This is a genomic window from Microcoleus sp. CAWBG58, from assembly GCF_020883045.1.
Taxonomy (GTDB): Bacteria; Cyanobacteriota; Cyanobacteriia; order Cyanobacteriales; family Microcoleaceae; genus Microcoleus.
This window is the reverse complement of sequence record NZ_JAHRFA010000018.1, coordinates 46,082-71,080: the sequence shown is the minus strand read 5'-3', so window position 1 is coordinate 71,080 and position 24,999 is coordinate 46,082. Positions and strand designations below refer to the sequence as shown.

General features: G+C 42.3%; 20 protein-coding genes and 1 pseudogene. 16 read left to right on the top strand and 5 right to left on the bottom strand.

Annotation, left to right across the window (positions count from 1 at the left end):
* Positions 1–67: 67 nt before the first annotated feature.
* Complete coding sequence (gene dnaG / locus QZ918_RS10640; protein WP_293334416.1) at positions 68–2,068, bottom strand: DNA primase; 2,001 nt, start codon at positions 2,066–2,068, stop codon at positions 68–70.
* Positions 2,069–2,297: 229 nt separating this feature from the next.
* Between dnaG and QZ918_RS10635 the strand changes: the two genes are divergently transcribed.
* The 6 genes and pseudogenes from QZ918_RS10635 to QZ918_RS10615 all read left to right on the top strand — a co-directional run bounded on the left by QZ918_RS10635 (position 2,298) and on the right by QZ918_RS10615 (position 8,542).
* Positions 2,298–3,233 carry an NAD-dependent epimerase/dehydratase family protein gene (locus tag QZ918_RS10635; RefSeq protein WP_293334413.1) on the top strand — a complete coding sequence of 312 codons (936 nt, stop codon included), beginning with the start codon at positions 2,298–2,300 and terminating at the stop codon, positions 3,231–3,233.
* 180 nt (positions 3,234–3,413) lie between these two features.
* Entirely contained in the window at positions 3,414–4,376 is a 963-nt protein-coding gene (locus QZ918_RS10630; protein ID WP_293334410.1) for an Rpn family recombination-promoting nuclease/putative transposase, read from the top strand.
* A gap of 460 nt (positions 4,377–4,836) precedes the next feature.
* Positions 4,837–7,065, top strand: a complete 2,229-nt coding sequence (locus QZ918_RS10625) for a tetratricopeptide repeat protein (protein ID WP_293334407.1) — start codon at positions 4,837–4,839, stop codon at positions 7,063–7,065.
* 183 nt (positions 7,066–7,248) lie between these two features.
* A complete protein-coding gene (locus QZ918_RS10620; RefSeq protein ID WP_293334404.1) occupies positions 7,249–8,148 on the top strand; it encodes an Rpn family recombination-promoting nuclease/putative transposase in 900 nt (299 codons plus the stop codon).
* Positions 8,108–8,197 (top strand): annotated as a pseudogene (locus tag QZ918_RS33095) (hypothetical protein); the annotation flags it as partial. The gene QZ918_RS10620 and the pseudogene QZ918_RS33095, both read left to right, overlap by 41 nt.
* Positions 8,198–8,242: 45 nt before the next feature.
* Positions 8,243–8,542, top strand: coding sequence for a DUF4351 domain-containing protein (locus QZ918_RS10615; RefSeq protein ID WP_293334401.1), 300 nt, complete (start codon positions 8,243–8,245; stop codon positions 8,540–8,542).
* A 272-nt stretch (positions 8,543–8,814) separates the two neighbouring features.
* On the opposite strand, the gene QZ918_RS10610 is transcribed toward QZ918_RS10615, so the two are convergent.
* The 3 genes from QZ918_RS10610 to QZ918_RS10600 form a co-directional block, all read right to left on the bottom strand.
* Positions 8,815–9,555: a hypothetical protein gene (locus tag QZ918_RS10610; RefSeq protein WP_293334398.1), complete on the bottom strand. Its 741-nt coding sequence runs from the start codon at positions 9,553–9,555 to the stop codon at positions 8,815–8,817.
* A complete protein-coding gene (locus QZ918_RS10605; protein ID WP_293334395.1) occupies positions 9,552–9,878 on the bottom strand; it encodes an MgPME-cyclase complex family protein in 327 nt (108 codons plus the stop codon). Before QZ918_RS10605 ends, QZ918_RS10610 begins: the two co-directional genes overlap by 4 nt.
* A gap of 470 nt (positions 9,879–10,348) precedes the next feature.
* The gene (locus QZ918_RS10600) at positions 10,349–11,755 is read right to left on the bottom strand and encodes a TIGR03985 family CRISPR-associated protein (RefSeq protein ID WP_293334392.1); all 1,407 of its coding nucleotides are present in this window, start codon (positions 11,753–11,755) and stop codon (positions 10,349–10,351) included.
* Between the two features lie 84 nt (positions 11,756–11,839).
* Between QZ918_RS10600 and QZ918_RS10595 the strand changes: the two genes are divergently transcribed.
* The 7 genes from QZ918_RS10595 to QZ918_RS10565 are packed head-to-tail and all read left to right on the top strand — an operon-like array spanning position 11,840 to position 21,382.
* Positions 11,840–13,138: a PDDEXK family nuclease gene (locus QZ918_RS10595; protein ID WP_293334389.1), complete on the top strand. Its 1,299-nt coding sequence runs from the start codon at positions 11,840–11,842 to the stop codon at positions 13,136–13,138.
* Positions 13,135–14,820 carry a Cas10/Cmr2 second palm domain-containing protein gene (locus tag QZ918_RS10590; protein ID WP_293334386.1) on the top strand — a complete coding sequence of 562 codons (1,686 nt, stop codon included), beginning with the start codon at positions 13,135–13,137 and terminating at the stop codon, positions 14,818–14,820. The genes QZ918_RS10595 and QZ918_RS10590 overlap by 4 nt, the downstream gene beginning before the upstream one ends.
* Positions 14,783–15,451 (top strand): RAMP superfamily CRISPR-associated protein, encoded by a 669-nt coding sequence (locus QZ918_RS10585; protein WP_293334383.1) that lies wholly within the window; start codon positions 14,783–14,785, stop codon positions 15,449–15,451. The genes QZ918_RS10590 and QZ918_RS10585 overlap by 38 nt, the downstream gene beginning before the upstream one ends.
* On the top strand, positions 15,448–17,016 hold the full coding sequence (locus QZ918_RS10580) for a CRISPR-associated protein Csx10 (protein WP_293334380.1): 1,569 nt from the start codon (positions 15,448–15,450) through the stop codon (positions 17,014–17,016). The genes QZ918_RS10585 and QZ918_RS10580 overlap by 4 nt, the downstream gene beginning before the upstream one ends.
* Positions 17,016–18,503, top strand: a complete 1,488-nt coding sequence (locus QZ918_RS10575) for an RAMP superfamily CRISPR-associated protein (protein WP_293334377.1) — start codon at positions 17,016–17,018, stop codon at positions 18,501–18,503. Before QZ918_RS10580 ends, QZ918_RS10575 begins: the two co-directional genes overlap by 1 nt.
* Positions 18,500–19,081, top strand: coding sequence for a type III-D CRISPR-associated protein Csx19 (gene csx19 / locus QZ918_RS10570; protein ID WP_293334374.1), 582 nt, complete (start codon positions 18,500–18,502; stop codon positions 19,079–19,081). The genes QZ918_RS10575 and csx19 overlap by 4 nt, the downstream gene beginning before the upstream one ends.
* Before the next feature lie 18 nt (positions 19,082–19,099).
* On the top strand, positions 19,100–21,382 hold the full coding sequence (locus tag QZ918_RS10565) for a TIGR03986 family type III CRISPR-associated RAMP protein (RefSeq protein WP_293334371.1): 2,283 nt from the start codon (positions 19,100–19,102) through the stop codon (positions 21,380–21,382).
* A gap of 83 nt (positions 21,383–21,465) precedes the next feature.
* Here QZ918_RS10565 and QZ918_RS10560 read toward each other — a convergent pair whose 3' ends face one another.
* Positions 21,466–21,948, bottom strand: a complete 483-nt coding sequence (locus QZ918_RS10560) for a hypothetical protein (RefSeq protein ID WP_293334367.1) — start codon at positions 21,946–21,948, stop codon at positions 21,466–21,468.
* A 171-nt stretch (positions 21,949–22,119) separates the two neighbouring features.
* On the opposite strand from QZ918_RS10560, the gene QZ918_RS10555 reads away from it, so the two are divergent.
* From QZ918_RS10555 to QZ918_RS10545, 3 genes are all read left to right on the top strand, one after another.
* On the top strand, positions 22,120–22,746 hold the full coding sequence (locus QZ918_RS10555) for a hypothetical protein (RefSeq protein ID WP_293334364.1): 627 nt from the start codon (positions 22,120–22,122) through the stop codon (positions 22,744–22,746).
* Positions 22,747–22,815: 69 nt separating this feature from the next.
* On the top strand, positions 22,816–23,442 hold the full coding sequence (locus QZ918_RS10550) for a hypothetical protein (protein WP_293334361.1): 627 nt from the start codon (positions 22,816–22,818) through the stop codon (positions 23,440–23,442).
* Positions 23,443–23,772: 330 nt separating this feature from the next.
* On the top strand, positions 23,773–24,987 hold the full coding sequence (locus QZ918_RS10545) for a glycosyltransferase (protein ID WP_293334358.1): 1,215 nt from the start codon (positions 23,773–23,775) through the stop codon (positions 24,985–24,987).
* The last annotated feature ends 12 nt before the right edge of the window (positions 24,988–24,999 follow it).

Below are 24,999 nucleotides of genomic sequence, written 5' to 3'. Positions count from 1 at the left end.
ACGAACCTGGAAGGACTGAAGTCCTCACTACGAACCTGGTTTGTAGTGAGGACTTTAGTCCTTCCACTCAAGCCCAAGGTAGGGAGGTTAAATCGTAAAAATTAACTTGACGCAGCCTCTCTAATTCCTCTATCCATTCTTGTTCGGCACACATTTGTTGGTAATGTTCTACAGCAGCATCGGTTTTCTGCCACATATCGATCGCAATCCGGCGACGCTTGATGCTGATGATTTGCTCGATACAGGCGATCGCCGATCGAATAACTAAAGGCGCGCGATATACATTTTTTTCCGAAAACTCGTTTAAATGAAATAAATGCGAGATTTGATTGAGTTGGGTCGGATATTCAATAAAACTATCTTGTAATTTTAATATTAACTCAGAAGGCGCTGCTTGTAAATAGATATTGTGCAATATTTCTGCATTCACAATCAGATGCCACAAAAATCTGTGATGGGACAAACTAAACTGTACGTCTCTAGCTTCTATGGCTTCTCTGACTTCTTGACGGTATTCGGGACAGTGCAAGTAAATCTGCAATAATTGCGCTTCTGCTTCTTCTAACAGACTGCGAGCTGCTACTGAAAAGCCTGTTTTTGAGCTTTTGCTATCGCTGTTGCTGCGCTGTTTTTTATATTGTTTGCTCGGCTTCAGCTTGTTTCTAATTAACAGTGGCATTGTCAATGCTTCGTCTTGATTCAGCCGTTGTCCCCAATCGCTGACTACTTGATTGAGCAAGTTTTCGGCTATCATTTTTGTGAGACGAAAATCTCCTTTACTGAGAATTTCGGCACTTTTTTGCAGATAATGTGATAGCTGATTGTCGTCACTAATATTGGTTAATAAGTTAATGATTTTTTTGGTGATTTGCTGGGAAGTATCCGCTTGCTTCAAATCTTGATTGACTAGCATTTGTTGGATTTGCCAATCGAGCCACAATGGGGAATTGTCTAGCAATTCTCGATATTGTTCTGGGGAGTAAGTTTTGAGGTATTCATCGGCATCTTTGCCGTCGGGAATGTTGAGTACCCGCAGTTGTACTTCTCCTTGATAGGCGAGTTGTTCTATTTCTCCGATCGCCCTTTCTGCTGCTTTGGTTCCTGCTTTGTCGGCGTCGAAGTTGAGGATAATTTGTTTAGAATCAGTGTACCGCAATAACTGCCGCACTTGGTTTAAACTCAGGGCTGTGCCGAGGGATGCTACGGCGTTGGAGATGCCGGCTGCCTGAAGTGCGATCGCGTCAAAGTACCCCTCTACGACGATCGCGCGATCGGCTTTGCTAATAGCTATTTTGGCTGTATCTAAGCCATATAAAGTCTTGCCTTTGTCGAATAGTTCTGTTTCGGGAGAATTGAGGTATTTCGGTTGTTCGTCGCCGAGAGCTCTGCCGCCAAAACCGATGACTCTACCTTGCGTGTCGCGAATGGGTATCATGATGCGATTGCGAAAGCGATCGTAATAGCCACTTCCTCCAGATTTGCGCGGTACAATTAATCCTGCTTGCTCTACTAATTGCGCCGGATAGTTTTTTTGTTCTACTAAATAACTGTAAAGTGCTTCCCAACCTTGGGGTGCATAACCTAGTTGAAATTGTTGGATAGTTTCTTCGCTGAGCTTGCGTTCTGATTTGAGATATGCTAAGGGTTCTTCTCCTTGAGATTGGCGTAAAGCGTGTTCGTAAAATTTGGCGGTTAGTGCTGAGATTTCATACAGTTGTTCCCGCAAAGAAATTTGGCGCTGCAATTCTTGTCGGTGTTCTGGTTCGACTGTTTTGATGGGGACTTGATAATTTTTTGCTAGTTCTAATACTACTTCGCTGAAGGAGCGTTTCTCTAATTCCATGAGGAATTTAAAGGAGTTTCCGCCTGCGCCGCAGCCGAAACAATAGTACATTTGTTTGGCTTGGTTGACTGTGAAACTGGGAGATTTTTCGTCGTGAAATGGACACAAGCCGACGAATTCTTTGCCGCGTTTTTTTAAGATGACTCTACCGGAAATAACGTCTACTATGTCGGCTCGTTGTTTGACTTCTTCGATTGTTTCAGGGTGCAGCCGGGGTACTTGCATAGGGCTATTTTAGGTGAGTTTAAATTATGTTTATTTTGAACGATCGCACAATTTGACTTTTCCTGGACGTAGAAACCAGTTTTTTTACGAAAATACACAGGTTTCAGCCCGGATATTCGGTTTAAAAACCCGGTTTCTTTAAGCTTGATGCGATCGCCAAGTGCTTGCAAAGCAAGATACTCGCTTTATTGTAAGATATTGAGACTAACTGTAAGGAGCACGGGCAATAATGCGAATTTTAATGATGGGCGGTACTCGGTTTATTGGGGTTTATCTTACTAAGATTTTAGCAGCACAAGGACATGAAGTGGTGTTGTTTAACCGCGGCAACAAGCCTGTACCGGTGGCGGGGGTAAAACAGATTTTGGGCGATCGCACAAATGTTGCACAATTGCAAGAACAGTTATCGGCGGTTGAGTTTGACGCGGTTTTTGACAACAACGGTCGGGAACTGAGCGATACAAAGCCTTTAGCTGAGATATTTAAGGGGCGGGTGCAGCACTTTGTTTATATGAGTTCTGCGGGGGTTTATTTGAAATCCGACCAAATGCCTCATATCGAAGGAGACGCTACCGATCCCAAAAGCCGACATTTGGGTAAGTGCGACACGGAAAATTATTTAGCAGAGTCCGGTTTGCCTTGGACTTCGATCCGCCCGACTTATATCTACGGCCCTCAAAATTATAACGATTTAGAGGCTTGGTTTTTCGATCGCATTGCGCGCGATCGCCCGATTCCGATTCCTGGTAACGGGATGCACTTCACGCAGTTGGGGCACTGTCAGGATTTGGCGAATGCGATGGCGGCGGTTTTGGGTAACGAAAGGGCGATCGGGCAAATTTACAACGTTTCGGGCGATCGATTTGTCACCTTTGATGGTTTAGCCCGCGCCTGCATTCAAGCCGCAGGCAAATCACCCGATGCTATCAAGATTGTACACTACGATCCGAAACAATTTGACTTCGGCAAAAAGAAAGCTTTCCCCATGAGATTGCAGCACTTTTTCGCCTCGGTTAACAAAGCTGTCACCGAACTTAACTGGAAACCGGAGTTTGACTTAGTTTCGGGATTGAAAGATTCGTTTCAGAATGATTATGTAGTTTCCGGGCGAGACAAAGCTGAGATAGATTTTTCCGTTGACGATGAGATTTTGAAATCCGTTTAAACTAAAATAGGACTGACTCGCGATCGCATCAGAAACCCGGTTTCTTGGTAGATTTATCGTTATTGTTGCCAAAAATCATAGAAACCGGGTTTCTCGCCCATGCGTCTCAACCATGTTAAATCAAAGTAAAGTGTACAGTGTACAGTCTGCAATCTAAATATCTGAGAGGAAAAAAATAATATGAGATTCATCAATCCCAAAATAGACTTTGCCTTCAAGAAAATATTTGGCTCGAATCAAAACACAGATATTCTGATTAGTTTTTTGAATGCCCTGCTCAATGATGGGGAAGCCATTATTGAAAGCTTAGAAATTATCGATCCTTCTCTACTCCCCCCGATAGTCGAACTTAAAAATAGCTATTTAGATGTCAAAGCCAGACTAAACGACGGCACATTCGTAATTATCGAAATGCAAGTTTTGAACGTGCAGGCATTTAGCAAGCGGGTTTTGTACAATGCTGCCAAAACTTATGCACTGCAACTAACAATGGGAGAATTTTATCGGCAATTGCGGCCTGTGATTGCTTTGACTATCACAGATTTTGAAATGTTTAACGATTCTCAAGACGTGATTTCGCGTTTTGTTTTCAAAGAAAAAAGACGCCTGTCTGATTATCCCCAAAATCAGATGGAGTTAGTATTTGTAGAGTTGCCCAAATTCCAGAAAGGATTAGAGGAATTAGAAACAATCGCGGATAAGTGGGTTTACTTTATTAAAACCACTAGCACCTTGAATGAAGTACCTCAAATAATGGCTACAGTCCCCGAAATTCAAAAAGCTTTTGAAATTGCCAATCAAGTTGGTTTAACACTAGAGGAATTTAACACCTTGCAGAGTCAAGAGTTTTTGATTCAAGATCAGCAGGGTTCTGTGGCTTTAGGTAGGGAAGAAGGCAGGGAAGAAGGCAGGGAAGAAGGCAGGGAAGAAGGCAGGGAAGAAGGCAGGGAAGAAGGCAAGAAACAAGGACAAATAGAGTTCACTATGCGTTTGCTGAATCGCCGTTTAGGTCAACTAAACCCGGATACTCAAACCCGAATCGGGGAATTGTCGATCGACAAATTAGAGAATTTAGCAGAAGCCCTGTTAGATTTCTCAAACGCGGAAGATTTGACAGCTTGGTTGCAGGCTAATTCTCAATAAACTGACTGCTAAGTTGTTGTGTAAATAAACATTGCCTATTAGGGGCGGGCTAGAAGCCCACCCCACAAGAGTTGGATTGTTTTTTGACATACAATTCAAATGGTGAACAGATGATTTTTTAAACTGCAACTGTCACCACCAACATGATGCACTGACGATATTACCACTTGTCGGCAGAATCTACTGGTATTTTCATAGACTTTCTGCTGTAAAGCCGATCGCAAATTAGTTAAACTAAATCAGATACAAAACCTCTCCCCCAACCCCTGTTTTACTCCGAAAGGGGAGAAAACATCGGAAATATCAGTTTAACAGTTGACAGTTGACAGTTGACAGTTGACAGTTAGCCGAAGCAGAGCGACCTCTACATAGAAGTCGGAGGATTGGAGTAATGAATAGTCTGATTTTAATTTTTCCCTCAAAGGGAGAGGCTTTTAACTAATTCTTTCTGGTAAACTTCATGCTTGGAATCACACTCGGCACGCGCTACAGCATTATCCGTCACTTGGGAGGCGGCGGATTTGCTCAAACTTATTTAGCTGAAGATAAGCAGCTACCAGGTAATCACCTGTGCGTCGTCAAGCAGCTTAAACCTCAAGCAACGGATCCCGAAACTTTACAGATAGCAAGACGTTTGTTTGATACGGAAGCACAAGTCTTGTATAAGTTGGGAAATCACGATCGCATTCCGCAACTTTTTGCTTACTTTGAAGAAAATCAAGAGTTTTATCTCGTTCAAGAATTTATCGAAGGCCACGATTTAAGTCAAGAAATTACACCCCCCCAAACCCCCCCTTACCAAGGGGGGGCTGTAGTTGGTTCCCCCCCAAACCAAGGGGGGGCTGGAGTTGGTTCCCCTCCTTACCAAGGGGTGGCTGGAGTTGGCTCCCCCCCTTACCAAGGGGGGGCTGGGGGGGGTTCTTCTAGAAATTCCGCAGGTATGAAAGAAGATGAAGTAATTGCAATTTTAGAGGAACTTCTGGAGATTTTAGATTTCGTACACCAGCAAAATGTGATTCACCGCGATGTCAATCCGCGCAATATTCTGCGCCGAGATCGAGATGGTAAGTTAGTGTTAATTGACTTTGGCGCAGTCAAGGAAATCACTACTCAAATTACTAATCCTCAGCCCAAGAATAGCTTAAGTGTGAGCATCGGCACTCCCGGTTATATGCCCAGCGAACAATCTCACGGCAATCCAAAACTCAGCAGCGATATTTATGCCGCAGGTGCGATCGCAATTCAGTTCCTCACGGGCATCAATCCCCACCAAATGCCGAAAAATCCAGACACAGAGGAAATTATTTGGCACGACAAAGCATCAGTGAGTCCTGAATTTGCCAAGATTTTAGATCGGATGGTAAAGTACGATTTTCGGCAGCGTTATGCGAGTGCTGGTGAAACACTAGAAGCTATTAAAGAATTTAAAAAATCTTTCAGCGGTACTGTTCCGATATTACCTCCAGTTGTTGCTGCAAAAAAGCTAATTAAACCGCAGCAAAAACTATATTTTAAAATAGGGGCGATTGCCAGTTTTATTGGTGTCACTATTATAGCATCAATTTATGGTGTGAATACTTTTAATTCTGCCAATGCAACTGACTTGCACAATCGAGGAATTACTCTTTACAATTTAAGCCGATTTGAAGAAGCTCTAGCAGCTTACGATCGAGCCATAACTCTCCGCCCGGATTATGCGGAAGTTTGGCAGGAAAAAGCTAAAACTTTATATGAGTTGAAAAAATACCAGGAATCACAGTCAGCTTACGATAAGGCAATAGAATTAAAGCCGGAATATTTGGAAGCTTGGACGGGGCGCGGTTATGCTTTGGATAAGTTGCAGCAGTCCAAGGAGGCGATCGCATCTTTTGACAATGCTTTGAAAATCCAGCCGGATTATCCCGCAGCCTGGGAAGGTAGAGGCGATGCTTTACTAGATTCGCAGCGGTACGAAGAGGCGATCGCATCCTACGAAAAAGCCGTGCACTTTCAGCCAAATTTGTACCTTGCGTGGTACAATCGCGGCCAAGCCCACCAAAATCTAAAACAGTACGATCGCGCTGTAGAATCCTATCAAAAAGCAGTTGAAATTAAATTCGACAATTCTGACGCTTGGTACAATTTAGGCAATGTTTTCCTAGAATTGAACAAAAACCAAGAAGCTTTTGAAGCTTACGAAAAAGCCGTGCGGTTTCAGCCTAATTTTTATCAAGCTTGGTACAGTAAAGGTATCGCTTTGCTGAAAATGCGCCGACATGAAGAAGCGGTACAAGCTTACGAAAAAGCTGTTAAATTAAAACCGGATTATCATCAAGCCTGGTATAACTTAGGTTGGTCTTACCACGAATTACGCAAGTACGAATCAGCTATTGAGTGTTACAGCAAAGCCTTGGATTTAAATCCGAAAGAATCTCAAGGTTGGTACAACAGAGGTAATGCTCAGTACAATTTGAAGCGGTACGAAGATGCGATCGCCTCTTACAACGAAGCTGTCTATGTCAAACCAGACTATTCGGAAGCCTGGTACAGCCGCGGTAACGCCCTTGTAGCGGTAAAAAGGTTCGGAGATGCGATCGCCTCCTATGACAAAGCAATCCGCTACAAACCGGATTATGGAGCCGCAATGGAAGCAAAAAAACGAGCAGAAAGTCAGCCAGGAAACAATCCGCAACAGCTTCAACGCCAATAACAGGACTTATAGGAGTTCTCAGAAAGATGAGGTACGTTGTTGGGCTTCAGCCCTCTTGATTTCAGTAGTTATATAACTTGTCAGTCATACCTCACCTTTTTGAGAAAGGCTATATATCATATGAGGAATCTGCCAATCTCATGATATATTATTAATTGATATCTCTTTCTTTGCAAATCCTTCATGCGACGAGATTCAATCTTCTACAAACTGTTCGGGCAATCGCCAACTTTACTGTTCGATCTACTAGCTACAACTCCAGCAAATGCTGCCAATTATCGCTTTGACTCGGTAGCAGTCAAAGAACCTAAATTTGAAATAGACGGCGTATTTTTGCCACCAGAATCTGAAGGTGCAGGCATCGTCTATTTTTGTGAAGTTCAGTTTCAGAAAGACGAACAACTTTACGAAAGGTTGTTTGGCGAATCGTTTTTATATTTTTACCGCAATCGCAGTCGTTATAGCGATTGGCAAGCTGTGGTGATTTATCCATCTCGCAGCATTGAACAAAGCGATGTTTATCCTTATCGAGCTTTGCTCAACAGCAATCAAGTGCATCGGGTGTGCTTAGATGAGTTGGGCGATATTCGCGCCTTGCCTTTAGGAATTGCGCTGATGGTGTTGACGACTGTCGAGGAGACTCAAGCACCAGCAGAAGCCAGGTATTTGCTGAACAGAGTGCAGCAAGAAGTTGCATCAGAAGCTAGCCGTGACATAATAGAACTACTAGCCACTATTATGTCATACAAATTTACACAGTTAAGTCGAGCGGAGGTGGAATCGATGTTGGGAATTACACTACAGGAAACGAGGTTCTATCAAGATGCTAAAGCGGAAGGATTGCAGCAAGGATTGCAGCAAGGATTACAGCAAGGATTGCAGCAAGGAAGACAAGCAGAAGCCTGTGCGCTGATTGTCCGACTATTGACTCGTCGGTTACAGCAGGAAATATCTGAGGAAATGCGATCGCGCCTTGCTAATCTTCCCTTACCCGTACTCGAAGATTTGAGTGAGGCGCTGTTGGATTTTACTACCGACGCGGATTTGCAGGCTTGGCTGGAGGCGCAGCAGTCGGAAATATAAGAATTTTGCGAAATCTAGCCGTGACATAATAGAACTATTAGCCACTATTATGTCATACAAATTTACACAGTTAAGTCGAGCGGAGGTGGAATCGATGTTGGGAATTACACTACAGGAAACGAGGTTCTATCAAGATGCTAAAGCGGAAGGATTGCAGCAAGGATTGCAGCAAGGATTACAGCAAGGATTGCAGCAAGGAAGACAAGCAGAAGCCTGTGCGCTGATTGTCCGACTATTGACTCGTCGGTTACAGCAGGAAATATCTGAGGAAATGCGATCGCGCCTTGCTAATCTTCCCTTACCCGTACTCGAAGATTTGAGTGAGGCGCTGTTGGATTTTACTACCGACGCGGATTTGCAAGCTTGGCTGGAGGCGCAGCAGCCGGAAATATAACAATTTTGCGAACTTGTCCGTGCGATCGCAACATTTGAATCGAGATCCACATCCAAGTCAAGCAGGTATCGAAGGCACCTTGCAAAATTTTAAATACGACGATCGCTCATTTCTATTTAATGGGCGATCGTCACTTTTGTTAAGCTATTTGTGCTCACCTAATACCAATTTTAAACGAAATAACAGTATTCTTGTCCCCCCCCTTAGTAAGGGGGGGCTAGGGGGGGTCTTCGGGTGTTGCACGATTTTAGAGAAATCGTATAAGTCCTGTTTTACCTAACAGCAGGACTAATTACCGTAACACGGCGGCTGTCTACCAACATCGGCCAAAAACCGCGATCGCTCAATGCTTTTACCGCCGCAGTAGCAGCGTTTTGATCCGTTGTATAAGCAACGAATAAAAAGGGACGTTGGCCGTAGGAAGCTAAGCCTACTTGCGTACCCAATGCTTGCTTGACTTGGCCGGCTAATTCCGGTTGATTGAAGTAATCTACTAACACGGCGTAACCGGGGCCGAGGGCTTGGGGACTGAACCCACTATTCCCAGTCTGAGGATTGGCGATTGGTTCTGAACCTGCTGCTGGCTGGGGGTTGTAGACTGGCAGATTTTGGGGAAGTGCTGCTGCGGGCGATCGAACTACATAAGCTTGCAACCCGACAACATCTTTGATGTATTTAACCCAATCGACGGCAATTTGCGAGTTACGAAACCCACCAACCCGCGTCACAGTGTCGTTAATGTACCGACAAACTGTATTGTCAGTATTTCCGGGAAAAGAGCGTTTTGCTCTTTCTTGCTGTTCGGGTGTTTGGGTGACAATCAACAGTAGATATTCGTCCGACTTCGGTGGTTCGCAGCTTGACTGAGCTTTAACAGAACTCGCTAAAATTGTCAATGTCAAAATTGCGATCGAAGTAGCAGAAAATAGGGGGACAGACACAATAAAATTGTACAATTTTCCCCTAAATATTCCTAACTTCGCTGTAGATTTTTGTGCTTGTTTATTACTCATGCTGTCTGTAGGGATGCGAGGGCATCGGGAATAGTTGCTGACGGTGCTTGAAATTCACCAGTCAGGACATATTCTAATCGCAGTTTCAACCAGGTAATGAACACTGGATCTGTGGAAACAATAGCTGCTGCTGGTTGAGGGCATTTTGCTTTAACTTCTGCCATTGCCGGTGCTTCTAGGAAAGCGGGTTGTTTGACCAACCAGAAGTCTATTTGTTTTTCTTGTTCGTGGTAGTTGCGAGTTCTTTCTTTAAACACTTCATCAAGAGCTTCTTCTTCTAGTAAAAAGCGTTGGCTGGCTAAAACGTAGTAGTAGGTTTGCATTTTTATCGTTGTTAGGGGTTGGTAGTTGGCGGTGAATGTCGCCTGTATCTGTGAGTTTTGTCGATTAAGGGTGAATTTGCTCTAGTTGTGGCATTTCCAGAACCTTAGACTATTGTGCCGTTTACTTTACCTTATTTGTTGTCATTTTGGGTAGGTGGAGCGCCAGTTATGTCTGAAAAATGATTGGTTTGATGGAAGTCGGGGGAGTTGCGGATTATTTTTCCGGGGGTTGATTTTTGTGGAAAATTTAGGTGACAATAGTAAATTAGATAGAGTTACACGTTGAAGAATTAAAAATTATTAAGGCAATCTTGGGCTGTCATACCGGATGAGGAGTGGTTTGCATATGGACAGTATTGCGATCGGTATTGCTTGGTGTGTCGCTTGGGGCGATCGGCGATCGGAGATCGCGCTACGGAGATCCTTCCGTAAAGTGCGATCGGCCCTGATGCTCAGCTTGTGGTATTGTATTATTTATACAAATTCCAAGTATTTTGACATTCTATAACCATTTCTTGTCGCAAATCCCAAGGTAGTAAAACTTCAACTTGTGAACCCAAGGCTCGCAACCATCTGACGACATAGTAGTCTGTAAGTCGGTACTTGACTTGGTAGTAAATATCGGTGCTAGGACGAGACTGAAGTATATCTAAAAGAATCTGTCGATTGTCTGGGTTGGGAGTATATTGGGTGATTAATGTAGTGGCGCGATCGCAGTCTATGGCAGTAAAAGTATTGTGGATGGCGATTCCTTGCAGGTAGGATTCAGCAAAAGTGCGATCGAACCGCAATACCATCAGCCCTGTTTCCTTATAAAAATCACAGCCCCAAGCTTCTTTTAACATATTGTTGACTGTTTTGGGAGTTGGCAGGTTATTTTCCCGATATTTTTCCCTTAACAATTGCGGTACGCGAGGGTCTTGCCAATCTAGCGGTTCTATGCGTTTGGAAATAATGCGATCGAGCCGATATTTGTACCAATTGATATCACCTTTGGGAGTGCTACCGTAGCCGCACAAATATTTAGCACGTTCCATAAAGTAAATGCAAACAGGATAAACAACGCACTCCTTATTGCTATTTTGGTGAGCGCTGTAATAAGTAATTATTAAAGGATGAATTTGCCCGGAATCCCAAATTTCCTGCAATTCACTTTGAAATTGATCGACAGCATCTTCCAGGAGACTGGATTCTGGTACTAGATAGTCAACGTACAAAAATACCCGATGATTATCTTCATCTGTTTCTGCTACAACTTGTTCTGCCAACAAAGGCAAACTCGGATCGAGAAAACTAAACATATCTAGATAAATCTGTGCTTTAGAACTCAAATTGCTCTCATAATTCGAGATCTCCGATTCATTAAATATTGACGGGATTGTTTCTAATCGGCGATAATGCTTACTTCTGCCAGGAGCATCAGTGATTAGTTGCAGCCAATTCCGACTCACCAACAAATCGAAATCATTTTGCAGAGATTTGCGAACTTGAGCGAATAACTTTTCTGCCAAGAGTTCGTCTAAATCGCGATCGGAAATTCCGATTTGTTTTTGTAAAGATTTCCGCCACTCCTTTACAGACACGTCCCATTTTATTAACCACTGTTGCGTTGTTTTGTTGCAAGCACAATTTGGATCTGGATAGTTGGCAATATCTTCTTGCTTTTCATCTTTGTAATTCTCGCCAAAGAAAGCGGCGCGCCAATCAGCATAGGTAAAGGAATTTGCCAGGGCATTATATCCCTCGTCGCTGTAAAGCCAATTTAACAAAACCCATAACCGGATGGCGCGGGTGAGATTTTGCATTTGGTCGAGGGAACCGTTGGCTAACTGCTGTAAAATTTTGGGGTTGGGGGAATTGGGAAAGGTTGTACTCACGGTGGTTTGAGGGATTTGTATTGTTATTTTTATAGCGTAAGGGCGATCGGAAGCACCCCCTTCCGATAGAATGCCATAATCGGCGTGAAAGTTGAGCAAGAGGGAGAGACAGGCTTCATGAGTAAATCTGAATTCGATAAGTACAAGGTTGACCACCTGTTTCTGCTGATTGGCGAGAACCCTTTGCCAAACTATGTGGCTGCTAGACTCCTATTGAACCAGGGAGGTACGCTCTATCTCGTGCACACGACTCATACAGCAAAATCAGCCACGCATCTAGCAAAAATCTTGGGTGATGAAGGTGTGAGAACAATTGAACTGTTGTCACTTCAGCATTACGAATCCGATGCTTATCACATTAAAGAGACTATTCGCCCCAGACTAGAAGCTATCAAAAATGGAACAATTGGGTTGAATTACACTGGCGGTACAAAAGCGATGGCTGTACACACTTACAGAACAGTTTTCAGCCCCGATCGTCCCGACACAGTTTTTAGCTATCTTGACCCACGCAAGCTCAAGATGTGTATAGACAGCGATAACACTCCCATCGAACCCATCAAAGTTAAACCAGAAGTGTTGCCAGTCAAACTTGCAAAACTTTTCCAAATTCATGGTTTAGAGTTAAAAGCACATCCCACACAACAAGCGCAATTACCAGATTTAGCCGCAGCATTCGCTGAAGTCTTTAAAGATAAGGATAAAGCAAAGCAATGGTTTGATTGGTACTGCATCTTCCGTGAAGAGGCACGTAAGAAGAAAAAAAATGGTGATTGGGGTGATTGGAAGAGCCAAACAGCTTTGCTAGAGTTAGCAATACCTCTGGAAAAATTACCTCAAGAAATATTGACAGCATTTTGTCACGAAAATTTTGTTATATCTGATAATAAGCTTTCGTTAAAAGAAGTACACAACAAAAATACGTTCACCAAATTAGAACATTTTTGTGATTGGCTTGATGGTTTATGGCTAGAGCATCATGTTTTAGAACAAGTAAAAAATATTTTTGCACAATGCTCGATGGGTGACTATGGAATGAACTTTCAAGTTCCTCTAGTAGGAACTGTAGATGGCTTTCAATTCGATGTGGCGTTTACACGAGGTTATCAGCTTTTTGCTATTTCTGTCTCAACAACCAGCAACAGAAAATTATGTAAAGGAAAGCTGTTTGAAGCCTACCTTAGAGCAAGGCAAATGGGAGGTGACGAGGCGAGAGTAGCTTTAATTTGTTGTACTGATGAACCAGATTCACTTAGATCTGAGATAGCTGTCTCCATCGATGATAAAAAGATTGCTGTATTTGGACGAGAAGATTTAATGGATTTATCGAGCAAGATTGAAGCATGGATTAAGCAAAACGATAAGGATGCAAGTGCAAAATGAGAAAATTTACTGTCACTGTACTAGACACCACTGGAATTCAACCCTATATTTTCGGAAGTAACCGTCTGCGCGAAAATATTGGTGCATCCTACCTAGTATCTGAAGTAACTGACAACTGGGCGAGAAATGCTTTAGATACATTGAAAGCAAAAACAAAGCAAAAAATTTACGCATTCGATCCTGAAAAACATCAACCAGAGGCAAAACCTTACATTGAAGATAATGAATTAGCTGCTGAATTAGTTTATGCAGGTGGCGGTAATACAGTATTGCTGTTTTCAGACAAGCAATATGCCGTGCAATTTACTCAAATTTTGAGCAAGCGAATCTTAGAAGAAGCACCAGGAATTAATCTTGTAGCTGTTCATCAAGAATTTGATTGGGATAGTCAATTTCTATATGATGTCGTTCAGAATTTGATGAAAAATGACTTGGATTCCAAAAAGCGCAGCCGGATACCCTCTGCACCATTGCTGGGTTTGGGCGTGACTGCAACTTGTCGATCAACTCAGTTAGTTGCTATAGGTGAAAGTGAAAAATTTGAAGATGAAGATGATGAACCTTATCTCATTTCTAGGGAAATAAAGAAAAAACGGCTGGCAGTTAATTTGGCTAATCAAGAACTTAAAACGAACTTTCTAAGTTCTGAGACTTCAGCAACTTATGAATTTCCCCGTAGAACTGACTACATGGGTCGTTCCGAAGGAGATTCTAGCTATGTTGCTGTGATTCATGCTGATGGCAATGGTATGGGAAAACGCTTTCAAAAATTTGGCGAAAAACTGTCTAACCGAAACTACATTATCGCCATGCGTAAACTTTCCCACAGTGTTAATCAAGCTGGCATCAATGCACTCAAAAAAGTGGTAGAGGTACTCGTGAATTCCATTGAGTTAGATAAAGATGGGAACAGAAAGGTAAAGGGACAGTTTGAAATCAAAGATAATTACTTACCATTCCGTCCTCTCGTTTATGGTGGTGATGATGTCACGTTTGTTTGTGATGGACGCTTAGGGCTAGAATTGGCGGCAATTTATCTTGAAGGACTTGAAAACCAGCCCATTGCCGATGGTAAGCCGATTAAAGCTTGTGCTGGAATTTGCGTTGTTAAAACTCACTATCCCTTTGCACGAGCTTATCAACTAAGCGAAGACTTGTGTCGAAAAGCTAAAAGCTTTGTCAAAGATGAAAGGAAAGAATATGGTAAAGGAGATTTCTCGGCTTTGGATTGGCATTTGGCAGCCAGTGGCTTAATTGGGTCAATTTCGGAAATTCGCGATCGCGAATTTCAAGTACCCGCAGGTAGTTTGTCAATGCGACCTATCAGTTTGAAAAAAGAAATCGATAGCGATTGGCGTACTTGGCAAGGTTTCACCAAAGTAGTCAAGCACTTAAATGAAGATGAAGATTGGAAAGGTCGTCGAAATAAGGTGATTGGCTTACGAGATGTACTGCGTCAAGGAATTGAAGCAACTCAGAAGTTTCTCAAAAACTACAGAATAAAAGATGAGCAACTACCTCTTTTTCCAGAATTTAGCGGTCAAAGTAAAGATTTAGCTGAGAAAGGTTGGCTGAATGGAGTTTGTGGTTATTTTGATGCGATTGAAGCAATGGATTTTTATATCTCACTGAGGGAAGAATTAGATGCCGATTTACCGACTGAAAATAAAACTGCTGAGTGATACAACTTTTGGACGGGGAGATGGAGTCGCAGGTTTAATTGACCAAGAAGTGGAACACGATCCTTTTGGTTTTCCGTACTTGCGGGGACGTACTCTCAAGGGATTGCTGAGCGAAGAAAGCGATAACTTAATTGCAATATTGACTAATCATCGCTCATCTTGGGAAAGAGTTGCTTGCAATTTGTTCGGTACATTGGGCAGTACCATAGGGACAATGGGTGCAGTTCATGTAGGCGATGCTTGTTTGCCAGAGGATTTACGTCAAGCTGTTGCTTTCCAGATTAAGGATGAAACTTTAACAAAAACAGAGGTACTTGATTCCCTAACAACTATCCGTCGTCAAACTGCAATAGATACGCAATCTGGTACAGCAGATGAAGGTAGTTTGCGTTCATTTCGTGTAGTTTTGCGCGACCTTTATTTCACTGCCGACTTAATTTTTGAGAAGATGCCAAGTGATGAAATGCTGTCACTTATAGCCGTAGGTTCCCTAGCACTTCGGCGCTTGGGTAGCGGACGCAATCGAGGTCGCGGTCATGTGCAATCTACGTTACATGATGCCGACGGTAATGATATCACGCATCACTACGCCAACCATTTTGGACAAGAAATTAAGGAGAAAGTTGCATGAAAGCAATTACTTTAACATTACAAACTCAGCAACCAATTCTCGCTACTTCATTTCAAGGCGATCCCAACAGCGATGTATCATACTCTTACATTCCGGGTAGCATGATTCGCGGTGCAATTATTGGGCGTTATATGAGGCAGCATCACTTGTCAGAATTTGATTTAACTAATGATGAAGTGAAGCGACTTTTCTTCGATGCCAACAGTACGCGCTACTTAAATGCTTATCTTTTGAGTCAGGAAAAGAAACGCACTCTTCCTCTACCTTTATGTTGGTTCAAGGATAAGGATGATGAACTTAACGATAATTCATCTATAACTGTATATGATTTTAGTATTGATAGAGGAGACAATCCAGAAACTCCGAAGTCTGTTGGTGAATACTTTTGGACAAATAAAGGTGGGGTAGTTAACTTATACAAAGACAAGCGGCGGATTAATATTCATAATTTTCGCGATCGCCAAAAAGGACGCTCTACAGACAATCAAGGTGAACTCTTCCGCTACGATGCCTTAGATGCGGGACAAAAGTTTCAATCAGTCATCCTCTGCGAAGATGGAGACGCAATCACGCTTCAGATGTTATTAGTCACCGAACCAAACATCTGGTTAGGAGGTTCCCAAAGTGCTGGATACGGACATACCAAGATTATCGACTTAGAAATTCTTAATCATAATCATTGGCATGAAATTGGAATTCCAGCAGAAGAACGCGAAGATAATGACGAACTTTTAAGCATTACACTTTTGAGTGATACACTTTTAAGGAATGAATGCGGTCAGCCTGTAGCCGATCCAATGTTAATTAAACAAGCTATTGAGGAAGTGTTAAATATCTCATTACCTGAAACTAGCAATATTTTTGCTGGTAGCACTTTAATTGGTGGATTTAACCGTAAATGGGGATTGCCTTTACCTCAAGTGCCAGCATTAGCGGCAGGAACTGCGATCGTTTTTGAAGGTATTGAGATTAATGAATCACAAATTAAACAACTTGAAGCTTCTGGAATTGGAGAGAGAAGAGAAGACGGTTTTGGTCGAATTGCTATAAATGGGCTGAAAAAAGAACATTTTATAGCCAGTTTACCAAATTCATCTGATACATCTAGTTTGCCACCCTTGAAAGATGAAGTATCCCGTCTTTTAGCTGAACAGATGGCACAAAGATTGTTGGAGCAAAAACTCGAACAAGAGCTTCAGAAAAAAGTTGGATATTTAAGCTTACAAGATGGTATTAGCAATAGTCAACTTTCTCGACTTCAGTCTGTTGCACAAAAGGCACTTTCAACAGGTGACTGCAACTTGGTTTTATCTCTTCTAAATAACTTGCCATCTAATGCTCGCAATCAGTTCGATCGCACAAAACTCGGCAATAAATCATTCAGACTACAGCTAGATGAGTGGCTGGGGAATCCGACTGATTGGATTAATAGTATAGAAGTGAATATTGCTGGTGTAGAGCGCAGGTTTGATGACGATCGCGCTAGAGAAGATAAGCTAGCTGAAAAGTACACGCTGCGGCTGATTATGGCGGTAGCAAAGAAAGCTACTAAGGAGAAAAAATAATGAGTCAAGAACGCCTAAACCGCAATCAGCATCCGATCGCCAAACGCATCATTGTACGCGGTACGTTAATTTTAGATACGCCGACTTGCTTGGGAAGTGGCGATGCAGATAGTCCCACGGATTTAGCGTTGTTACGAGATAGTGTTAGTGACTGTGCGCTTTTAACTGGTGCATCAATTGCAGGTGCTTTGCGGAACTACTTGCGCGAGTACCAAGGCGGATATGGTGTAGAGGAGCAAAAGGGCGATCGGGCCACTATGCTATTCGGTGGAACTCGTCGCGATCCAGACGGCGAAAAAAGTCCATTAATTATCCATGATGCTATTAGCAGCAAGATTCCTATTGTGGAATTAAGAGATGGTGTCGCGATTGAATCTACAACAGGTACTGCAAAGAAAGGTCAAAAATATGATTTAGAACTGTTAGCAGCAGGAACAGAATTTCAGCTCAGCTTTGAGTTGTCGATTGAAAAAAAATTCAGTCAAAGTCAACAGCAAGTATTAATTAATTTATTGGCATTGGCTTTACGAGGCTTAGATCAGGGTGACATCAGTATTGGTATGAAAAAGCGGCGCGGTTTTGGTCGCTGTCATGTCAAAGACTGGCAGGTTTGGAACTTTAACCTGGAAAATCATGATGAGCTAATAGCATGGTTGAAGTTTGAGCATTGGTGTAGGGAGTTATTGCCCGATCGCAAAACTTATTCATCAATTGCTACTGCTTTGGGAGTATCATTAGAAAATCAGAAGGATGAGCGCGATCGCTTCCTGATGCACGCCACATTTCAATTAGTAGGTTCCCTGCTAATTCGTTCCGGTCAAGATTCAACTGGACGCGCACCGGATGTCGTACACTTGAAATCTCATCGACCTAATGAATCCGATCCAGTATCAGTATTATCCGGTACAAGTTTAGCAGGAGTATTGCGTCACAGAGCAGAGCGTATTGTCAACACCTTGGGTAGTTGTTCGCCAATTGTCGATCGGTTATTTGGTTTTGTTGTAGGTAAGGACTCTCAAGCTAGCCGTTTAGTTGTCCACGAGAAAGTTATTAAAGATGCAACCGACTTAGTACAAAATCGGATTGCGATCGACCGTTTTACAGGAGGTGCATATCACGGCGCATTATTCGACGAACAACCTATATTTGGTGGTGATGAAACCCTTGTCTGTATCGAGCTAGAATTGCGGAATCCAAAGGATTATGAAATTGGATTGCTGTTACTCTTGCTGAAAGATTTGTGGACGAGTGATTTACCTGTGGGAGGTGAAAGCAGTATTGGAAGAGGACGTTTGAAAGGAATCAAAGCAGACTTAATACATCATCATCCACAAAATCCACAACAATGGGAAATTTCTGAGGAAAATGGAACATTGCACATTACCGATAAAGCTGATAAAAGGCGATCGGGAGAATCAGTTAGAGATACGCTAGAAGGATTTGTCAAAGCATTGTTGCTACATTTAGGGAAGGAGGTAGAGGTATGAAGAATGCGATCGATTGTTCATCTCAAACTAAAGAATTCGTTAATGACGATGAGTTATGCAGTTGGCTAGAGGAGCAAGCCAAGTCTTATCAACTACCTTATTTGTTAGGTCATGCTGATGATGGGGTAATTTGGGGTCGTTTTGATGAGTTAAATAATTGGAAACTCACCACTGCTGAAAAGATTTTTCACAAACCTAATTTTCATATTTGCTTTCCCAAGCTACGGTTATTGACATTGCAACAATGTCGTGTATTTGGTGAAAATGGTGAAGTCTTCCTTTGGCAGAGTGGAGTGAAGTGGAAATGGCGTTTGATTGGTAAGTCAGAAGAGGATAAAATCACAGAAAGCCAAATTCTTTATGGAACGCAGGGAAAAGAGAGAGAAGGCTTTACCTTACTTTCTGATGGTTCTCAGGGACTCAGACACGCCGTACCATTAACAGGTATTACTTTTGATAAAGAAGGAAAAAAACGTCCAGTTCGTCTTCTAGTACATCACTACATTACTTCTGATGATACAGGTATAGCTCGGATATATCTCAGCCGTCTTGTAGATTTAAAAACTCAGAAAAACTAGAAATATTGAGGATTTACTATGGCTCCTAAACATTTGAGACAAATACCAGAAAATCGGCAGGCGATCGCGCCTTACAATTTTGTCGAACTAGCCGATCGAGTGGTAGAAGTGACTGAAGATTATCTGCCCAAAAGCAACTGCTACGATCCAAAGCGTCACACTGGAAAAATTGACTGTACTTTAACTACTTCATCACCTCTCTACATTCGCTGCGGATTAACGACAGAAGAATTTAAAGATGGCAAGGAGGCTAAAGAATTGCCAGACTTTTTCCACACCAATCCAAATACTAAAACTCAAAAACCTGTTATTCCTGGTAGTAGCTTGCGCGGAATGCTACGAACCCTTGTTGAAATTATTAGTTTTAGCAAGATAGAGCGAGTATCGGCTCGGCAACATTTTTTCTTTCGGGCAGTTGCTACTACTGAAAATGATGATTCTCTAGCTCAAGCATATAAGAAATATATCAATCCTCAAAATGTCAAGGCTGGTTATCTAAAAAAAGAAGGAGAGCGCTGGTTTATTTTTCCAGCAAAATCTCTCAAAGGCGTTACATTTGCTTGGGTTAAAGAGGAAGATTTGTCAACAGTTGATTTTCCTAAATTAATCAAAATGGATGAGCCGGGATATTTACCTCAGCATATCCCCGTTAGCTTTAAGAATATCAATAAAAACAAGAATAACCGTTATTTCGCAGAGGATGTTAGCCCGCCGAATTCTCATCCAATGAATAATGGGATGTTAGTCAGCAGCGGTAATATGAAACAAAGTGATGACTATTCTAAGAAAACCACCCGCCGCAATCATTGTATAGTATTTCAGCAGAGTCCAAGTCCACATAGATTAGAAATTGACCCTGTTGCTGTTCAGCATTACTGCGATGCACTCACTGAGTTTCAAAAGTCAAATCCGTTTGATAGTAATTTAGGAGTTTTACAAGATAGTTTGCCTATCTTTTACTGTCAGCCACAACAAAATGAAAAAGTTATAACTTTATTCGGTCATAGTCCTAATTTTCGCATTCCATATTCTCCTCAAGGTGATGGAAAAGCTGCTTCAGCAGTTGATTTTATTCCTGATGGCTTAGGTAAGTCTGATAAAATAGACTTGGCTGATGCTATTTTTGGCTTTATCAAAGATAAGCAACCAGGAGAAGAACAAGCAAAAGCTCGTTCTGGGAGAGTATTTATCAGTGATGGAATTTGTGAACAAACGACCCCTGAAAATCTATGGTTAACTGAAAACACAATCACACCTAAGATTCTTGCCAGTCCTAAACCAACTACTTTTCAACACTACTTAGTTCAAACCAGTTATGCTAAAAATGATTTGAAACACTATGCTAGTAAGCCAGATGAAGGCACCATTATCCGGGGACATAAGCTCTACTGGCATAAAGGCTCATCTCCGGCAATTAAACATGAAAATCCCGATGATGTTTCGGATACGCAAAAAACAGAAATTAAGCCAATAAAGCCGGGAGTTGATTTTCAATTCACTATTTACTTTGACAATTTGACTCATGTAGAACTTGGGGCGTTATTATGGGTGCTAGATCTTGCTAAAGATCAAAAATATCGCCTGTCATTAGGGATGGGGAAACCTTTGGGAATGGGAGCAGTCAAGATTGAGTCAAAATTGTATCTCAGCAAGCGCAACCGACGCTACAGTAGCTTATTCGACGGTCTGAATTGGGCAATTGGCGAAGAGTTTGAAGACAACCTAGATTATCCAATACTTTTTGAAAATTATGTGCTAGAAAAGATTCGGCAGACTGGAAAGTTCAGAGATATTGAGCGTATTCAAATGCTTTTAGCAATGCTGAGTTGGCAAGATAGCCCTTCAGCAGATAAAACACGTTACATGGAAATTGAACGTCAACAACAACCATTAGACGGCGATCCCAATGAGTATAAAACTCGGCGCGTACTACCTACACCATTGCAGGTAATAGAGAAGCCCGGAGGCTCGCGCCCTGTTCGACGATCTCCCATAACTCCCCAAAATCAGGAATCACCCCGTATCACTGCTTCACCACCTGTCAACCTTCCTCAATCTGACCAAGCAAATACATTCTGTGATGGTCAAATTGTAGAAGCTACAGTTTTATACATTGTGACCAAAGTTATAGACGGTAAAAAAAACAAAACTACGATTACCTATCAGGTAAATGGTTTAAAACTTGGGAAGACAGAAGAACTTTATAAAAAGTCTATTTCATTGGCTATTGGAGATGTTGTCACACTCAGAATTACAGAGGTAAAAAATGGCAATATCAAAAAATATGAGCGTCTGGAGTAGCACGATCGGGAGTAACTAGCAGCGATCGCCCTTCCCACTCCCCATCCCACCAAGACCGATCGCACATCTTATGCACTTTTCTCTCAAGGCCCACCGATGAGTTTGTCTGATTCCCGTGCGAGCAACTCATTGGCGATCGCCACATTATTTCTATAAATTTCCAATCGGATCGCGTTTCGGTCTGAATATTGGAAAGTTACAATATAGGTAATCCCTCGATCGCGATCGGTGAAGCGGTATTGCGGTCTGCTTGTCGTACCTTTAACATCAAAACCTGTCAGGTTAATCTTACTACCATCTTGCTGGTTTTTAACGTAAAGGATGTAATAAGCCGGTTCCCACGCCCAAAAAGAAGCTTGCCACTTCGAGTTAGAAAAGGTTCCCCGAATCGAAAACTGCCCCACGGTTATCGGACAGTTGTTCACCTCGTCGTCAGTTCCCTTGCTGGTATTTAAACTAGCTTGACATGGCTGGTTTGGTTTGTTTGCCCTTGCTGCAAATGATAGAGATAAAGCAAGCGGTAAAGTGCAAACTGTTGCTAAGGCGATCGCTCGAACTTTTATCATTAATTTCACCTCAGTTATTGGTCGTTTATCCCAACGAGCTTAACTGCAACTTGTCAAAACTGTGCCAATTGTTGCACAATTTAATACAGCCCTATCTTATCAAAGGCGATCGCCCTTTCCCATGCTAAAATTAGCTCAATAAAATACGAAACCTAAATTTGGTAAGTGATTATGCCATTCAGCGCTTACAAAACCGTCAGTTCAGTCCTCAAAGAATTTCAAGTTACCTACACCGAATCTAATTTTATAGTAGAAACAGAGTTTCATGTCTCTGACTATTTTCGAGAAGATTTAGAGTTTACCATGCGAGAAGGAGTGGTTGATAATTCTGAATTTGCAATTTGTGAAAATTTGATTTATCCAATTATCAAAGAAGTTTGGAAGCGCTATTACAGTGGGTTTGTTTTGTGGAGCCATCAATCTCTTACCTACGATCAATATCTTTCTGGATTTCCTGAATATATTTTGGCTAAACGTTCTTCATTAGGAAAAGTTGTTTTTGAACAACCTTACTTTTTGTTAGTTGAAGCGAAACAAGATAATTTTGAAAATGGATGGGCGCAGTGTTTGGCTGAAATGATTGCCGCACAGCGACTGAATGAAAATCCTGAACAAGATGTGTTTGGAATTGTATCTAATGGCGATCGCTGGCAGTTAGGCAAACTCAAATCGAATGTTTTTACTCGCAATAAAACATTTTATACGATTCAAGAATTAGATAAACTTTTTGCTGCGATTAATTACGTGTTTCAACAGTGCGAATTGCTACTGGATTCTGAAAATGCCGATCGCACTTAAAGACGATCGCCCTTGACTCATGCTAAAATCAGATCGATAAAATACGCAACCTCAATCCGGCAAGTGATTATGCCATTCAGTGCTTACAACACCATCGGTGCCGTTGTCAAAGAGTTTCAGATTACCTACACTCAATCTAACTTTATTATTGAAACTGAATTCCCTATCCCCGACTACTTCCGAGAAGACTTGGAAATCGTCATGCAAGATGGTGCAGCCGACTGTTCGGAATATGCCATTTGCGAAAATCTGATTTATCCTGTTTTAAAGGAAGTTTGGAAGCAATATCGGCAAAAATTTATATTATGGAGTCACAAATCCTTAACCTATGACGAAAATCTAGCAGGATTTCCAGAGTATATATTAGCGAAAAAGTCTCCGTTGGGAAATGTTGTGTTTGACAAACCTTACTTTTTATTAATTGAAGCAAAACAAGATAATTTTGAAACAGGATGGGCGCAGTGTATGGCTGAAATGATTGCAGCCCAGCGACTTAATGAAAATTCCGAACAAGAAGTATTTGGAATTGTATCTAATGGCGATCGCTGGCAGTTAGGCAAACTCAAATCTAATGTGTTTACTCGCAATCAAACGTTTTATACGATTCAAGAATTAGATAAGCTTTTTGCTGCGATCAATTACGTATTTCAACAGTGCGAATTGCTGCTGGATGCTGAAATAGCGAGTCAGAATTGAAAAGTAGTAGCTGTATTTAATTAGAAATATGTGGAGCATTTAAACCACTAACTATTTACGTAGGGTGCGTCAGCTACAACACTGACTATACATGGGAAACGCCTTCAAACTGACGCACCATACAATACCATTTTAAATGCTCCACAGCTTACCAAAAATGACTTTACTAGCCCAAGCGTCAAATAAAATATTATAAAGTCTCAAACGTGTGGAGTGATTTGCTTTCTCCACGATCGCCCTCACCGCACCCATCCCACCAAAAGCGATCGCCCTTCACATCGCATAAGGCTAAACTGGTCTAAGTTTTATCACAAAAATTTTTCCCCGTTCATGAACATCGCCTACCTAGTCAACCAATACCCCAAAGTCAGCCACAGCTTCGTCCGCAGAGAACTCCTGGCTGTCGAAACTTACGGCCTCAAAGTCGGGCGTTACTCGATCCGATCCTGCGAATCCGAACTCGTAGACGGTGCAGACAAACAAGAACAAGAATTGACCAAAGTCATCCTAGGGGTTGGCGTACAGGGCTTAGCGTTGGGTTTGCTCCGCACTGCCGCAACTAGGCCAATTCGATTCCTCGAAGCTTTGCGCTTAATGTTCAAAGTTGGCTTACACTCAGAACGCGGGATTTTGCTGCATCTAGCTTATTTCGCAGAAGCTTGCGTGCTTTTAAACTGGTTCGCAGAATCCGGTACCACACACGTACACGCCCACTTCGGTACAAATTCAACAACAGTAGCAATGTTGTGTCGCGTGCTTGGTGGCCCGACTTACAGTTTCACCGTTCACGGGCCTGAAGAATTTGATAAAGCTACACTTCTTTCCTTAGATGAAAAAATTAAACGATCGCACTTTGTAGCAGCAGTCAGTTCCTTCGGCAAAAGTCAGCTTTTTCGGTGGTGCGATCGCGCTTATTGGTCAAAAATCAACGTCATACACTGCGGCGTCGATGCAGCATTTTTAGCCGCACCCCACGTCCCCATACCCGCAGCACCCCGCTTAGCCTGCATCGGGAGACTCAGCGAACAAAAAGGTCATTTATTACTACTAGAAGCCGCCAGCAAGCTAGCTGTTCAAGGCTTGGAGTTTAAATTGGTATTTGTTGGGGACGGGCCGCTGCGAGCTGAAATTGAGCAGCAGATTGCACAACTCAATCTGCAAAACTATATAGAAATTACTGGCTGGGCCAGTGGCGATCGAGTTCAGAAAGAGATTTTAGCTTCCCGCGCCATGGTATTGCCGAGTTTTGCTGAAGGTTTACCCGTCGTAATTATGGAAGCCCTCGCCCTCAATCGGCCCGTAATTAGCACCTATGTTGCTGGTATCCCGGAGCTCGTAGAACCCGGTGTTTGCGGTTGGTTAGTTCCTCCCGGTTCCGTAGAAGCATTGGCTGTTGCTATGCGTGCGGCATTGGAAGCACCTTTGGAAAAGCTGGAAGAAATGGGGAAAATAGGAGCCGAACGGGTTGCTCAACAACATAATGTTGATATAGAGGCAAAGAAATTAGTGGCGCTATTTCAAGGATCTATTCAACAATCATCATAAAAATTGTTCGTA

Coding starts and splice junctions, on each gene's coding strand:
- dnaG (WP_293334416.1), bottom strand. CDS start 2,068: ATGCAAGTACCCCGGCTGCACCCTGAAACAATCGAAGAAGTCAAACAA.
- QZ918_RS10635 (WP_293334413.1), top strand. CDS start 2,298: ATGCGAATTTTAATGATGGGCGGTACTCGGTTTATTGGGGTTTATCTT.
- QZ918_RS10630 (WP_293334410.1), top strand. CDS start 3,414: ATGAGATTCATCAATCCCAAAATAGACTTTGCCTTCAAGAAAATATTT.
- QZ918_RS10625 (WP_293334407.1), top strand. CDS start 4,837: ATGCTTGGAATCACACTCGGCACGCGCTACAGCATTATCCGTCACTTG.
- QZ918_RS10620 (WP_293334404.1), top strand. CDS start 7,249: ATGCGACGAGATTCAATCTTCTACAAACTGTTCGGGCAATCGCCAACT.
- QZ918_RS10615 (WP_293334401.1), top strand. CDS start 8,243: ATGTTGGGAATTACACTACAGGAAACGAGGTTCTATCAAGATGCTAAA.
- QZ918_RS10610 (WP_293334398.1), bottom strand. CDS start 9,555: ATGAGTAATAAACAAGCACAAAAATCTACAGCGAAGTTAGGAATATTT.
- QZ918_RS10605 (WP_293334395.1), bottom strand. CDS start 9,878: ATGCAAACCTACTACTACGTTTTAGCCAGCCAACGCTTTTTACTAGAA.
- QZ918_RS10590 (WP_293334386.1), top strand. CDS start 13,135: ATGAGAAAATTTACTGTCACTGTACTAGACACCACTGGAATTCAACCC.
- QZ918_RS10585 (WP_293334383.1), top strand. CDS start 14,783: ATGCCGATTTACCGACTGAAAATAAAACTGCTGAGTGATACAACTTTT.
- QZ918_RS10580 (WP_293334380.1), top strand. CDS start 15,448: ATGAAAGCAATTACTTTAACATTACAAACTCAGCAACCAATTCTCGCT.
- QZ918_RS10575 (WP_293334377.1), top strand. CDS start 17,016: ATGAGTCAAGAACGCCTAAACCGCAATCAGCATCCGATCGCCAAACGC.
- csx19 (WP_293334374.1), top strand. CDS start 18,500: ATGAAGAATGCGATCGATTGTTCATCTCAAACTAAAGAATTCGTTAAT.
- QZ918_RS10565 (WP_293334371.1), top strand. CDS start 19,100: ATGGCTCCTAAACATTTGAGACAAATACCAGAAAATCGGCAGGCGATC.
- QZ918_RS10560 (WP_293334367.1), bottom strand. CDS start 21,948: ATGATAAAAGTTCGAGCGATCGCCTTAGCAACAGTTTGCACTTTACCG.
- QZ918_RS10555 (WP_293334364.1), top strand. CDS start 22,120: ATGCCATTCAGCGCTTACAAAACCGTCAGTTCAGTCCTCAAAGAATTT.
- QZ918_RS10550 (WP_293334361.1), top strand. CDS start 22,816: ATGCCATTCAGTGCTTACAACACCATCGGTGCCGTTGTCAAAGAGTTT.
- QZ918_RS10545 (WP_293334358.1), top strand. CDS start 23,773: ATGAACATCGCCTACCTAGTCAACCAATACCCCAAAGTCAGCCACAGC.